The 13,716-nt window shown below is 60.2% G+C and carries 12 protein-coding genes; 6 read left to right on the top strand and 6 right to left on the bottom strand.

The genetic code is table 11. The annotated features are described in order from the left end of the window. Nucleotides 1-45: 45 nt before the first annotated feature. Nucleotides 46-930, bottom strand: coding sequence for a LysR family transcriptional regulator (locus tag IE038_RS09805; RefSeq protein WP_065759791.1), 885 nt, complete (start codon nucleotides 928-930; stop codon nucleotides 46-48). A gap of 130 nt (nucleotides 931-1,060) precedes the next feature. Between IE038_RS09805 and amaB the strand changes: the two genes are divergently transcribed. Together amaB and amaA are read left to right on the top strand one after the other, a co-directional pair. Continuing rightward, nucleotides 1,061-2,551 carry an L-piperidine-6-carboxylate dehydrogenase gene (amaB, locus tag IE038_RS09800; protein WP_163938203.1) on the top strand — a complete coding sequence of 497 codons (1,491 nt, stop codon included), beginning with the start codon at nucleotides 1,061-1,063 and terminating at the stop codon, nucleotides 2,549-2,551. A gap of 107 nt (nucleotides 2,552-2,658) precedes the next feature. Beyond that, on the top strand, nucleotides 2,659-3,945 hold the full coding sequence (gene amaA, locus IE038_RS09795) for an L-pipecolate oxidase (RefSeq protein WP_189395528.1): 1,287 nt from the start codon (nucleotides 2,659-2,661) through the stop codon (nucleotides 3,943-3,945). Here the strand turns inward: amaA and IE038_RS09790 are convergent. Together IE038_RS09790 and IE038_RS09785 are read right to left on the bottom strand one after the other, a co-directional pair. After that, nucleotides 3,942-5,372, bottom strand: a complete 1,431-nt coding sequence (locus IE038_RS09790; RefSeq protein WP_163939284.1) for a mechanosensitive ion channel family protein — start codon at nucleotides 5,370-5,372, stop codon at nucleotides 3,942-3,944. The two genes, amaA and IE038_RS09790, sit on opposite strands and share 4 nt — an antisense overlap. 726 nt (nucleotides 5,373-6,098) lie before the next feature. After that, entirely contained in the window at nucleotides 6,099-6,344 is a 246-nt protein-coding gene (locus tag IE038_RS09785) for a helix-turn-helix domain-containing protein (RefSeq protein WP_163935847.1), read from the bottom strand. Between the two features lie 78 nt (nucleotides 6,345-6,422). Here IE038_RS09785 and IE038_RS09780 point away from each other — a divergent pair, with 78 nt between their 5' ends. After that, complete coding sequence (locus IE038_RS09780) at nucleotides 6,423-6,590, top strand: DUF6124 family protein (protein WP_189395527.1); 168 nt, start codon at nucleotides 6,423-6,425, stop codon at nucleotides 6,588-6,590. Between the two features lie 119 nt (nucleotides 6,591-6,709). Here the strand turns inward: IE038_RS09780 and IE038_RS09775 are convergent, their stop codons facing one another. The 3 genes from IE038_RS09775 to IE038_RS09765 all read right to left on the bottom strand — a co-directional run bounded on the left by IE038_RS09775 (nucleotide 6,710) and on the right by IE038_RS09765 (nucleotide 11,424). After that, entirely contained in the window at nucleotides 6,710-8,203 is a 1,494-nt protein-coding gene (locus IE038_RS09775) for a YifB family Mg chelatase-like AAA ATPase (protein WP_163935853.1), read from the bottom strand. A gap of 192 nt (nucleotides 8,204-8,395) precedes the next feature. Further along, nucleotides 8,396-9,874: an APC family permease gene (locus IE038_RS09770; protein WP_163935856.1), complete on the bottom strand. Its 1,479-nt coding sequence runs from the start codon at nucleotides 9,872-9,874 to the stop codon at nucleotides 8,396-8,398. Nucleotides 9,875-9,930: 56 nt separating this feature from the next. Further along, nucleotides 9,931-11,424, bottom strand: coding sequence for an aldehyde dehydrogenase (locus IE038_RS09765; RefSeq protein ID WP_163935860.1), 1,494 nt, complete (start codon nucleotides 11,422-11,424; stop codon nucleotides 9,931-9,933). Nucleotides 11,425-11,668: 244 nt separating this feature from the next. Here IE038_RS09765 and IE038_RS09760 point away from each other — a divergent pair, with 244 nt between their 5' ends. The 3 genes from IE038_RS09760 to IE038_RS09750 all read left to right on the top strand — a co-directional run bounded on the left by IE038_RS09760 (nucleotide 11,669) and on the right by IE038_RS09750 (nucleotide 13,710). Further along, entirely contained in the window at nucleotides 11,669-12,424 is a 756-nt protein-coding gene (locus tag IE038_RS09760; RefSeq protein ID WP_163935863.1) for a FadR/GntR family transcriptional regulator, read from the top strand. Next, nucleotides 12,421-13,146 carry a cache domain-containing protein gene (locus IE038_RS09755; RefSeq protein WP_163935866.1) on the top strand — a complete coding sequence of 242 codons (726 nt, stop codon included), beginning with the start codon at nucleotides 12,421-12,423 and terminating at the stop codon, nucleotides 13,144-13,146. The genes IE038_RS09760 and IE038_RS09755 overlap by 4 nt, the downstream gene beginning before the upstream one ends. 78 nt (nucleotides 13,147-13,224) lie before the next feature. After that, on the top strand, nucleotides 13,225-13,710 hold the full coding sequence (locus IE038_RS09750; RefSeq protein ID WP_163935868.1) for an ester cyclase: 486 nt from the start codon (nucleotides 13,225-13,227) through the stop codon (nucleotides 13,708-13,710). The last annotated feature ends 6 nt before the right edge of the window (nucleotides 13,711-13,716 follow it).

Raw genomic sequence — 13,716 nt, 5'->3', positions numbered from 1 at the left:
AAAAAAGTCGAGCCATCATTCCTGAAATTCAGGAATCGTCGTTGCTCACACGTGTTCGCGAATCCACTCCACCAGGCTGCGTACCTTGGGCACTTCTGCAGCATGTTCGGAGAACGCCAGGAAATACGCGCCGTTGCTTTTCATCGCATGCTGCCAAGGGACGACCAGCTTGCCTTCGGCCAACTCTTGAGCCACCAGATAGCGCGGCACCAAGGCTACGCCGCAACCGGCCTGGGCGGCACTCAGGCACATGTAGAACGTGTCGAAGCGCGGTCCGTGATAGCTGTTCGCCGAATGCAGGTCCTGCTCAAGGAACCACTCGTGCCAGGCTTCCGGGCGCGAGGTGGCTTGCAGCAGCACCAGGTCGGCCACTTCACTGGCATCGTTCAGGGTGCGCCCCTGTAACAGTTCCGGCGAGCAGACCGGCACCATCTCCTCACCGAACAGCTCGATGCAGGTTGCGCCGGGCCACGTGCCCTGGCCAAAGAAAAACACCACATCGGCATTACCCTGGAGCAGGGCGAAGGGTTCCATCTCGTTGCGGATATCCAGGTGGATGTTCGGGTGGCGTTTGCCGAAGCCCTTCAGGTTCGGGATCAGCCAGCGCACGCCGAAACTTGGCTGGGTGGCGACCTTGAGCACTTCGGTCTGTTCGCCATAGGAGAGGATGTAGCGGCTCGACATGTCGACCTGGGTGAGAATCTTGTTCACTTCGGCCAGGTACAACGCACCGGCCGGCGTCAATTGCAGGCGTCGCCGTATACGCAGGAACAGGTGATGGCGCAGCATGTCCTCCAGCTGTGCTACTTGTTTGCTGACAGCGCTTTGAGTCAGGTGCAGCTCCTCGGCCGCGCGGGTAAAGCTCAAATGACGGGCGGCCGCTTCGAAGCATTGCAGGGCGGCCATCGAGGGCACGAGGCGTTTGGACATGGCGATCTCGTTAATCATTACCTGGCGGAATGATGTGCTGAGTAAAGGTCGTTTGTTGTGCCAGAGTAATCGGATTAATACTGACCTCCGTCATTGAAATCAACTACTCATCGTATGCAGGAGAACAAAAATGGTTGATGGACTGCTTGATCGCCTGGGTGTACCGGCCAGTGCCTACACCAATGGCAACCATCCCATTCACACCCCCATCGATGGCAGCGTCATTGCCTCGGTTCACCTGGAGAGCAAAGCCCAGGTCGTGGGCAAGATCGACCAGGCTGAAAAAGCCTTCCAGGCCTGGCGCAATGTCCCAGCGCCACGCCGTGGCGAGTTGATTCGTCTGTTCGGCGAAGTGCTGCGTGAGCACAAGGCGCAGCTCGGCGAACTGGTGTCTGTCGAAGCGGGCAAGATCACTCAGGAAGGTCTGGGTGAAGTACAGGAAATGATCGACATCTGCGACTTCGCGGTTGGCCTGTCGCGTCAGCTGTACGGTTTGACCATCGCCTCCGAACGCCCTGGCCACCACATGCGTGAAACCTGGCACCCGCTGGGTGTGGTCGGTGTGATCAGCGCGTTCAACTTCCCGGTTGCCGTGTGGGCGTGGAACACCGCGCTGGCCCTGGTCTGCGGTAACGCCGTGGTCTGGAAACCGTCGGAAAAGACGCCACTGACGGCCCTGGCTTGCCAAGCGCTGTTCGAGAAAGCCCTGAAAGCCTTCGGCGATGCACCGGAAGGCCTCAGCCAGTTGATCGTTGGCGACCGCGAAGCGGGCCAGGTACTGGTCGACGACCCACGCGTACCGCTGGTCAGCGCCACCGGCAGCACCCGCATGGGCCGTGAAGTCGGCCCACGTGTGGCTGCACGCTTCGGTCGCAGCATCCTCGAGCTGGGTGGCAACAACGCCATGATCCTGGCGCCAAGCGCCGACCTGGACCTGGCTGTGCGTGGCATCCTGTTCAGCGCCGTCGGTACTGCCGGCCAGCGTTGCACCACCCTGCGCCGCCTGATCGTGCACCGCTCGATCAAGGACGAGGTCATCGCCCGTGTCAAAGCCGCCTACGGCAAAGTACGCATCGGTGACCCACGCAAGGACAACCTGATTGGCCCGCTGATCGACAAGCAATCCTTCCAGGCCATGCAGGACTCCCTGGCCCGTGCCCGTGACGAAGGCGGCATTGTGTTTGGTGGCGAGCGCCAATTGCAGCAGGACTACCCGAACGCCTACTACGTGGCCCCGGCCATCGTCGAAATGCCGGCCCAGACTGAAGTCGTGCGTCACGAAACGTTCGCGCCGATTCTCTACGTGCTGGCCTACGACGAGTTCGAGGAAGCCCTGCGTCTGAACAACGAAGTGCCTCAAGGCCTGTCGTCATGCATCTTCACCACCGACCTGCGTGAAGCCGAGCGCTTCCAGAGTGCAGCCGGCAGTGACTGCGGCATCGCCAACGTCAACATTGGCACCAGCGGTGCGGAAATCGGTGGCGCCTTCGGTGGCGAAAAAGAAACGGGCGGTGGCCGTGAGTCGGGTTCCGATTCCTGGAAGGCCTACATGCGTCGTCAGACCAACACCGTGAACTACTCGCGTGAGCTTCCGCTGGCGCAGGGTATTGTGTTCGACTGATAGCCACTCAGGCCCCCATCGCCGGCAAGGCCAGCCCCTAATGGGCGCTGGCGTTGCCGGCGATGGGGTTTCCACCGACTAAAAAGATCAATAAAGCGGAGCCGACCATGACCGACCTGCGTCAAGAGTGTCTATGGGAGTTCGTTACACCGGCGGCGGCCCCGTCTGCCGAGTTGAGCGCGGACATCAAGGCCGATGTGTGCATCATCGGCGGCGGTATTACCGGCTTGTCCGCTGCGATCCATTTGCTGGAACAAGGCAAGCGCGTGGTGCTGCTGGAGGCCTGGAAGATCGGCCACGGCGGCTCGGGACGCAACGTTGGCCTGGTCAACGCCGGCACCTGGATTCGTCCGGATGACGTTGAAGCGACCCTCGGCCAGCAACAAGGCAGCCGCCTGAACAAGGTACTGGGCGAAGCCCCGGCTGAGGTGTTTGCCACCATCAAGCGTCTGGGCATTGATTGCCAGGCCCGTAACGAAGGCACGCTGCACATGGCACACAATGCCAGCGGTGTGGCCGACCTTGAAGCCCGGCATGCCCAATGGAGCCGCCGTGGTGCCGACGTCGAGCTGCTCACGGGTGCTCGTTGCCAGGAATACTGCGGTACCGACAAGATTTCCGCCGCGCTGCTCGACCGCCGCGCCGGCACCATCAACCCGATGGGTTATACCCGTGGTCTGGCCGCTGCCGTGCTGCGCCTGGGCGGGCAGATTCATCAGCAGTCCGCGGTTCAGGGATTGGTGCGCGAAGGCCGCGCCTGGCGGGTCAAGACCGCCAAGGGTTCGGTCTGCGCCGACAAGGTCATCATCTCCACCGGTGCCTACACCGAAGGTGACTGGACCGACCTTCAGCGCAACTTCTTCCGTGGTTACTACTATCAAGTGGCGTCAGTGCCGCTGAGCGGTGCCGCTGCGGACAACGTGCTCAAGCATGGTCAGGGGTCCTGGGACACACGCACCGTGCTCAGCAGCATTCGTCGTGACGATCAGGGCCGCCTGCTGCTGGGCAGCCTGGGGCGGGTCGACAACAAACCGACCTGGTTTATCCGCAGTTGGGCTGACCGCATCCAGAGCCATTACTTCCCGCAACTGGGCAAGGTTGAGTGGGAAATGCACTGGACCGGTTGCATCGACTTCACCCCTGATCACCTGATGCGGCTGTTCGAACCTGCTCCGGGCATTGTGGCGGTGACCGGTTACAACGGGCGTGGCAATACCACCGGTACAGTGATTGGCAAGGCCTTTGCCGAGTACCTGCTCAGGGACAACCCGGACGAACTGCCGATTCCATTCTCGCCGATGAAACCGGTGACGGGTGCTTCGCTGCGTACTGGCTTCTACGAGACCGGCTTCTCGCTGTACCACGCCGGTCAGTGCCTGCGAGTCGTGCTTTAGTGCGGCTTTAGCCAGCTCAGGAAGCCGCCTTTCTTGACCGCAGCCGGTCGCTGTAACAACAGCGACTGGCTGGCTTGCTGACGATGGCGCTGCAACTTGCTCAGCGCGCTTTTCACCTCTTCGCGTTGCTCCAGGCAACTGCGTACGGCCGTTTTCTCGATCCGGTAGAGCAGGCAGGTAGTCAGGCTGCGGAACTCCACATTGGAGTCATTACCGTCCAGCAGGCCCTCGACACCGAGAATCTCCCCCGGCCCCATCCGCCCCGCTTCGACACTACGTTCCCCGTCGCGAATTGACGCCGAGACCACCCCTGTACCGATCACCAGCAGGAAATCAGAGGCCTCATTGAGCCCCAGAATCACCTGGTCGGCCAGGTACTCAACCGGCATCATGCGTTGGCTCAGGCTGTCCTTTTCTTCATCGCTCAGCGAGCGAAAAATGCGCACATCTTCCAGCAAACTGCGCTGACGACTCCAGGGCTTCGGCACGGCGTCCGGGTTCCAGTTGACCCCTGCTGCCTCCAGATGGCGGTGGGCGAGGTCGAACAAGTAATTGCGCGTCTCGGTTTTCGTACCCATGGCCGCGACGAAGCCACTGGCCTCGTACTCCACCGATTCCAGGCTGACGCTCTTTACCGTGGCCTTGGCTTTGGGGTTGGCGAGTAGGGCGCTGGTGCCCTGCAGGGCCTTTTCCAAGGCATCGAGGACGCGTCGCGGGCGAATCTGCGAGGGCACCACGACACTGATCGATACCCCGTGAACATCGTTCGGGCGACTGAAGTTCAGCAGTTTGGCCTTGGCCGCTACCGAGTTCGGAATCACCGCCATACTGCCGTTGGCCGTGAGCAAACGGGTTGCCCGCCAGTCGATATCCAGCACCTTGCCTTCGGTGCCGTCGATGGAGATCCAGTCATCGATTTGATAGGGCCGGGTGGTGTTCAACACAATCCCGGAGAACACATCGCTCAGGGTGCTCTGCAAGGCCAGGCCGACGATGATCGCCATGGCGCCTGAGGTGGCCAACAGGCCTTTAACCGGCAACTGCATGACGTAGGCGGCCGCCGCGACGATAGCAATCAGGAAAATGATCGCTCCCAGCACATCCTGCAACAGCCGACCGGTATGCCCGCTACGAACAATCAACATCAACCCGAGCACAACCGTCAGCGTACGTGCGGCGAACAGCCACCAGACGATTTCCAGTACGGTTGCCAGTAAATTGCGCGGTACATCCTCAACCCAAGGGGCCGGTTGCAGCGGGCTCATCCCCGCACTGATCAACACCCAGCTGAACAATAGAAAGGCCAGCAAGCGTGCCGTGATGCGCGCATTGCGCCGCTCTGCCGGAATCGCGCGCCAAAGCAGCAGGTCGATCAGCAGCAGGGTCGCACCGATCAGCAAAGGCCAGTTGTGGATAAGTTCAAACATGCGCGTCTCGGCTCGGTGAGCTGCTGAAAGTAAAGAGCAGAATCCGGGGAAATCCAGAGTGATCCGGGGGAAGCCATCTTGCCTGCGAGGGTATCAGTGAAGTGTGCGGTGGTGTGTGGCTTCTGCAGGGCTGTAGCTGTTTTCTGTCAGAGGCTTCTGAATCATGTCCTGCGGGCCATTACTCGGTTGCGGCAACCTTGTTCGCTGCCTACTCTGCGATCACTGTCGCCGACGCGACGACCAGATGGAGTCGCCAAGCGAGTAACTGAGTGCGCCTATTTTTCGGTCCTTTCTTCACCGCGTCATGGCGGTTGTACGCAGGGCACTTTTGGGTGCGCCGGTTCCTATGCCCGGTCTGCTAACCCGCGTACGGCCGCCACCCATTTCGTTTCGCAGCAAACGTTACAGCGAACATGCATTGATGCAGGCCAATAGGTTGCTCGCCTGAGTTTGAACACAGGACGTTGGTGATGAGCGCGATGCTCCACGATCTGTATGGTGAGCAGGCTTGCCTGCGAGGGTATCAGTGAGGTCTCCGAAGCTGTGCCGCATCTGCATGGCGACTGCTGTCGCAATGACCAGATTAAGCGGCCAGGCGGGTAACTCAGCGCCCTTACTTCTTGGTCTTGTCATCACTGTGTTATGGCGGCGGTACGTGGGGCACTTTCGGGTGCGCCGGTTTCTATGCCCGGTCTGCGAACCCGCGTACAGCCGCCACCTTTTGTGCTAAAGCTCAGCCGCTAACAGCAAATCGGAAGGCCTGCACTGCATGGCAACTGCGATGCGGACGATGTTCAGGAAGGTGACGTTCCGCTCTCCGCGTTCGATTTTCCCCATGTGCGCACGATCAATCCCTGCTGCATCAGCGAGGGCTTCCTGGGACAGGCCGAGTGCTTTGCGTCGAGCACGCACCGCAGCACCCAATCTCATGAGACTGCTGTCTTTATCGTGTTCTACCGAGATTCTTGCCATGCCTTCGAGGGTGTCGTTATGATGCTTAAAGGACCACGGTATTTACGACCCATAGGCGGGTGCGGCGAAGACGCATTGATGCATGCCAGTGTGCTGCTCAGCGTTGTCGAGGCCACCGCCAGCGACGCCGCCGACCACTTGAGTTTGAACGATAAGGCGTTGGTGTTGAGCATTGCCCAACACGCGGAAATGGCGCGAGCGCTGGTGAATGCGGTGTTGGAGGGGGCGGGCTCGGTAGGGGTGTAGTGCGGTGGTTGGCAAGGCCGGCTTTTCACGATCTATGTGGTGAGCAGGCTTGCCTGCGAGGAGATCCGTGAGGTGTCCGGCGGTGCACGGTCTCTGCATCGCTGGCAAGCCCGCTGGCCTTACTGCGTTGCCGGACGATACTGCAGGGCTTCGGCCAAGTGTGCGCGGCTGATGTGTTTGGCCTGCTCCAGGTCTGCGAGGGTGCGCGCCACCTTCAGCAGGCGGTGGGCCGAGCGTAATGACAGGGTCAGGCGTTCGCACGCGCTTTCCAGCCAGCGTTCGTCGGCTGTGGATAACGGGCAATGCGTGCGCAGGCCGGGCAGGTCGAGGAAGGCATTGGCGCAGCCTTGGCGTTGTTGCTGCAGTGTGCGGGCGGCGGCGACGTGGGCGGCGGCGTTGGCGCTGTTGTCGTCACTGCGGGCCGTTGGTGCCAGCGCCGTGGCTTCGCGGGCAACGGTCAGGTGCAGGTCGATACGGTCCAGCAGCGGGCCGGAGAGTTTGTTGCGGTAACGCTGGACCTGCTCGCTGCTGCAGCGACAGCGCCCATTCGGGTCGCCCAGGTAGCCGCAGGGGCAGGGGTTCATCGCCGCCACCAGTTGAAAGCGCGCCGGGAAACGAATTTTGTCACGGGCCCGGGCAATCACGATTTCGCCTGACTCCAGGGGCTCGCGCAGCACCTCAAGTACACGCCGCTCGAACTCCGGCAGTTCATCGAGAAACAACACGCCATGATGGGCTAGGGTGATTTCACCGGGTTGTGGTCGACTGCCACCGCCCACCAGTGCCGCTCCGGAGGCCGAGTGATGTGGGTGGCGAAACGGGCGCTGCGGCCAGCTGTTCAGCGGCACTGGGCTGGCCACCGACTGGATCGCCGCCACCTCCAACGCCTCTCGCTCGTCCAGCGGTGGCAGCAGGCCAGGCAAGCGGCTGGCGAGGAGCGTCTTGCCGGTGCCGGGCGGGCCGCTGAACAGCAGGTTATGCGCCCCGGCTGCGGCCACCAACAATGCGCGTTTGGCAGCAATCTGGCCTTGCACTTCACTCAGGTCGGGGTAGGGCCGGCTTTGCAGGATCAGGCCGTTGGCGCGGTAGGGCGAGAGCGGCTCCTGAGCGTTGAAGTGTCCGACCAGCTCCAGCAGGTGTTCGACGGCGAATACGGTCAGCCCGGAGGCCATGCAGGCTTCTTCGGCATTTTCTTTCGGTACCACCAGCGCCCGCCCGGCATCACGTGCAGCCAGCGCGGCCGGGAGCACGCCTTGCACCGGGCGAATCGCCCCGGATAACGCCAGCTCGCCAAGGCACTCCACGTCATGCAGTGCCATGATGGGGATCTGCCCGTTGGCAGCGAGAATGCCCAGTGCGATGGCCAGGTCGAAGCGCCCGCCATCCTTGGGCAAGTCGGCAGGGGCGAGGTTGAGCGTGATTCGTCGGGCAGGAAACTCCAGGCTGGAGTTGAGTATCGCGCTGCGTACCCGGTCCTTGCTTTCCTTGACCGTGGCTTCGGGTAGCCCAACCAGGGTGAGTGTGGGCAGGCCGTTGGCCAGGTGCGCCTCGACGGTAACGGCTGGAGCCAGTACGCCAACCTGGGCGCGGCTGTGAACGATAGCAAGAGACATGTTCGCTCCATGATCAGTACGGGGCCGCGTCCTGCGGCTAAGGCAAGGATAGTGGTGCAGGGCGGGGATGCCGTCGGCAGAGTGATGCTGGAGATTGCGGCGTAGGGTGCGGTCCATGGCTGATACCGGCCCCAAAAGACAACGAAGGCCGTGCACTGCTGCAAGGCCTTCGTTTTTGAGCGCATCAAGGCACTACTTTTTGTGTAGCTCCCATGCATCGGCAAACGGCGCCGTGCCTTTGTCGTATGGCTTGAACAGGGTCATGTAGAGCAAGCCGAAGACGATCACGACGGCGGCGGTCAGCAAGATGCCGTAGTTGCTGTACCAAGGCGCATCCGGGGTGCGTGGCCAGGACATGTTGGCGACCGCCAGCAAGCCGTAGATCAGCGCCAGGATGTTCACGATCCAGCCCCAACCGCCCAGGGTAAACTGACCTGCCGGTTTCCAGCCGCGGATTCGCGCGAACAGCGCCCCGCCCACGATCATCTGGAAGGACAGGTAAATGCCGATAGCGGCGAAGCTGACGATGATTGCGATGGCATTTTCCAGGAAGAACCCTGCACAGACGATGAGTGCCGGGATCACGCCGCAGGTGATCAGTGCGGCCGTTGGCACACGTGTTGTCGGCGAAAGACGCTTGAGTACACTGCTGCCCATGACCATTTCGTCCCGTGCAAAGGAGTAGAGCAAGCGGCTGGCGGCAGCCTGCAAGCTCAGTACGCACGACACGAAGGAAATGGTGATGACCGCAGTCACGACGCGCCATCCGGTTGGCCCGAACGCATTGGCCATGATGGTCGACATCGGGTCCTTGTCATCGCCCGAGAGCACCTTGGCGATGTCCGGGACCGCCAGAATCAGTGCCAGTGCCGCAAAAATCGCTGCGCCACCACCAATGTAGATGGTCATGCGCATGGCTTTGGGAATGCGTTTGCTCGGGTTCGGTGTTTCTTCCGCGACGTCACCGCACGCTTCGAAGCCGTAGTAAAGGAACATGCCTGCCAGCGACGCGGTCAGGAATGCCGGCCAGTAGCTGCCGTCGATGCTGATGTCGAAGGTGTTGAACAGCACCGAGAACGGTTGGTGACGCTCGAAGATCAACAGGTAACCACCGATGACAATGGCGCCCAGCAGTTCGCAGATGAAACCGAACATGGCGACTTTCGCCAGCAGGCTGGTCCCGCTCAGGTTCAATACGGTGGCCATTGCGGTGAGTGCCAGTGCGATCAGGGTGTTGGTCACCGGGCTGGGCTCAAAGCCCAGCATGGCGGCAATGTAGGGCCCTGCGCCCAGCGATACGGCGGCAATGGTCACGCACAGTGAGACGGAATAGATCCAGCCCACCATCCAGGCCCAGCGCTTGCCCACCAGACGACGCGCCCACGGATAAACACCACCGGAAATCGGGAATTGCGAAACGACCTCGCAGAAGATCAGGCACACCAGCATTTGCCCGAGACCGACCAGTAAATACGACCAGAACATTGGCGGCCCGCCCGCCGCCAAGCACAGGCCGAACAGCGTATAGACGCCGACCACCGGGGAGAGGTAGGTGAAGCCCAGGGCAAAGTTTTCCCAGAGGCTCATGCTTCTTTCAAAGTTGGACGTGTAGCCAAGCGCCCTTAACTGGGCGGCATCGCTATCAGCCATGGAAAATTCAGAGCTGTTCATGTTGTTGTCCTGAAAAGTGTGTCCTGCCGGCTGTTTTTTGCTGTTGTCGTGCTGCCTTACAACTTGATCCAGGTCGCCTTCAGTTCGGTGTACTTGTCGAAGGCATGCAGCGACTTGTCACGGCCATTGCCCGACTGTTTGAAGCCGCCGAATGGTGCGGTCATGTCACCGCCGTCGTATTGGTTGATCCAGACACTCCCCGCGCGCAAGGCCTTGGCGGTCAGGTGAGCCTTGGAGATATCGGCGGTCCAGATGGCTGCTGCCAGGCCGTACGGGGTGTCATTGGCGATCCGGATGGCATCGTCGACGCTATCGAAGGCGATCACCGACAGTACCGGGCCAAAGATCTCTTCCTGAGCGATCTTCATGGCGTTGCTGACGCCGTCGAAGATGGTCGGTTCAACGTAGGTGCCACCGGTTTCCTGCAGGATGCGCTTGCCGCCGGCCACCAGTTTGGCGCCCTCGGTATGACCCGACTCGATGTAGGACAGCACGGTGTTCATCTGCTGGGTGTCGACCAGCGCGCCCACAGTGGTCGCCGGGTCCAGTGGGTTGCCTGGCTTCCAGTACTTGAGGGCCTCGATCACCAGCGGCAGGAAGGCGTCCTTGATCGAGCGCTCTACCAGCAGGCGTGAGCCGGCGGTGCAGACTTCGCCTTGGTTGAAGGCGATGGCACCGGCGGCAGACTCGGCAGCGGCTTGCAGGTCCGGGGTATCGGCAAAGACGATGTTCGGGCTTTTGCCGCCAGCTTCAAGCCAGACGCGTTTCATGTTGGACTCGCCAGCGTAGATCATCAGTTGCTTGGCGATTTTGGTTGAGCCGGTGAACACCAGTGTGTCCACATCCATGTGCAGGGCCAGCGCTTTGCCGACGGTGTGGCCGAAGCCTGGCAATACGTTCAGCACGCCTGCCGGAATACCTGCTTCAATCGCCAGCTGGGCAATGCGAATGGCGGTCAGCGGTGATTTTTCCGAGGGTTTGAGGATCACCGAGTTACCGGTGGACAACGCCGGGCCCAGCTTCCAGCAGGCCATCATCAGCGGGAAGTTCCACGGCACGATGGCGACCACGACACCGACGGGTTCGCGCGTTACCAGGCCCAATTGATCATGGGGGGTTGCCGCCACTTCGTCGTAGATTTTGTCGATCGCTTCGCCGCTCCAGCTCAACGCTTGCGCTGCTTGCGGTACATCGACTGCCAGTGAGTCGCTGATTGGCTTGCCCATGTCCAGGGTTTCCAGCAGCGCCAACTCGTCGGCGTTGGCCATCAGCAGGTCGGCGAAGCGAACCATGATCTGTTTCCTGTCCGCTGGCGCCATGCGCGACCAGACGCCAGAATCGAACGTGGCGCGGGCAACGCTGACCGCATGGTCGGCGTCGGCGGCGGTGCAACTGGCGACTTTGGTCAGCAGCCGACCGTCGACCGGGCTCAGGCAGTCAAAGGTTCCGCCTTCGATCGCGTGGGTGTAGTCCCCACCGATAAAGGCCCGTCCTTCTATCTTCAGTTCTCGCGCTCGGGTTTCCCATGTGCTTAGCGTTGGATTCGTCATGATCTGCCATTCCTCTGTGTCGATGCCAATTGCCCCTCAGCGCTATCGGTGAGTCGCGGAGCCGGGCTGCTTGTTAAACATTTAAAACCATATCTTATGAATTTATGTCTGCCAATTGACGTGTCGTTTTTGCCAAAAAACGACATTTGCGCGACTGGTTTTTGTTTGGCTCGTGCATTTCTGTTGAGTTTTTGAGCAGATATGGATAAAAGAAATCTAGTTCCATATTTTTAACGGCGAGTAGATGACTCAACTGAATAAAGTGAACCGCCTATCCCTGCTGCAGGTCAGCCAGGAAGGCAAACCCGAGGAAGTGGCTCGCCGATTGATCGAGGTCATTGAGCTGGGGCTGATTGGCGAGGGTGAGCAGTTACCCAGTGAAAATGAGCTGGCGACGCGCTTTGGCGTGGCGACCGTGACATTGCGCGATGCGTTGGCCATTTTGCGTCAGCGGGGTGTTGTCGCAACAAAGCGCGGCAGAAACGGCGGCAGTTTTGTCTGTGCACCCGTGGAGGTTTCCGAGGACTTCCTCAAGGCCAGGCTGACGGCAATGAGCTCACTGGAGCTTCGCGACTTGTGTGACGAGCAGATCGCTATTTCAGCTACGGCTGCGGGTTTGGCGGCGAGTCGATCTTCCAGTGCCCAGCATCAAAGGCTGGAGCATTTCGTGACGGCACTCCAGGAGGCCACGACCCGACGTGAGCTTCGACGGGCGGATGCACGGTTCCATATCGAGGTTGCGGTTGCCGCGCAGTCGGTGCGCTTGACGCATGCAGAAATGCGTCTGCAATCCCAAATAGGCGAACTGCTATGGATAGCCATGACGGATGTTCAAAAGAGCACGGTCATTGCTGAGCACCGGGCGATTCTGCAGGCCGTGATGGCCGGGGAATCGAACCTGGCCAGTGCCCTGACAGAAGCCCACGTCAAAGAAGGCATAAAGCGTCTGATGGATTTGCGTTTCGCCCTGCTGGGGCTGCAAGAGGCTACATCACCATGATCACCGTAGAACAAACCGACGAGCTTCATCAGTGCACCCAGCGACTGGAAGCAGTCCTCAGCACGCTGTTCGAGCAACTCAACACACTGGCCGCAGAGGTGGTGACCGTGTGGGAGGCGTTGGATGCCGAAGGCAGAAAGCCGACGTCCAAAGACCTCGCTTTCCTTCAGGCCACCATTGAAGCGCGACTGTTGGCAAACGACAACTACATCCACGGGACGGGTGTGGTGCTAGAGCCGGGCGAACTCGCGGATCAAGAGCTGTTTCTTGAATGGTTCTACCGTCCCTCCAGCGGCAAAATCGCCCCGATGATGCTGAACTTCAATCGCCAGAGTGAGAGTTTCTACAATTATCAGGGCATGCCTTGGTTTACGCGTCCCAAACTGACGGGCGAAGCGTCGGTGGAAGGACCGTTCGTGGACCTCTACGGGACAGAGCTTTACATACTGGCGTTTTCTGTACCGATTTTTGCCAAGGGGCATTTTGTCGGCGTTGCCGCAGCGGATATCGCCTTGCATGAGTTCGATCAACTGCTCACCCGGTGCCTGCTACGGATGAAAAACGAGGCATTCATCATCAACGGTGAAGGTCGAATCGTTGCAGCCAATTCGGCCAACTGGTTCGTGGGGAACATCGCCAGTCGCCCTGCTGCCGCCCGCGTGCACAAGCTCAAACCGTTATCGATCGAGTGGTCATTGGTTGAGCTGCCGGTTCCGCGATAAGCCCTGGCGTACGTCGCTGTCGCCACGGCTACCTGTTTCCGTCTCTACCACAACAGCAACAAACGAAGAGGAAATACCATGCGTCGACTATCGATACGTCTGATTAGCTTCCTGACCGTTCTCTTGTTCGCCCAGTTGTCGATTGCGGCGGAAAAACAGAACACCCTGAGCATCGTCAACGCGTACATGAGTGCGTGGAACAAACACGACCCTGACGCGGCGGCGCAATACTTTGCCGAAAATGGGGAGTTTCTGGACGCGTCCGTTGGGATCCCTCAGGTCGGTAGGGAGACGGCCAGGGACAAAGTCATCAAGCTGTTTATCGATGCGGTGCCTGATTTGAAGTGGCAAATGGTGGGTCAGCCCATCATTGAGGGCGACAACATTGCTTTTGAATGGCAGTTCGACGGCCACAACACCGGTGCCTGGGCACCTGAGACCCCTGCGACCAACAAGCCGTTGAGCTTTAAAGGGGTCAGCTTTATCCGCCTGAAGGACGGCAAGATTGCGACGCAGCATGATTACTATGATGCGTTGTCCTTCAACAAGCAGTTGGGCTGGTAACCGGAC

Source organism: Pseudomonas laurentiana (genome assembly GCF_014648275.1).
Classification (GTDB): Bacteria; Pseudomonadota; Gammaproteobacteria; order Pseudomonadales; family Pseudomonadaceae; genus Aquipseudomonas; species Aquipseudomonas laurentiana.
The sequence above is the reverse complement of the archived record's forward strand: the minus strand, read 5'-3'. Positions and strand labels throughout refer to the sequence as shown.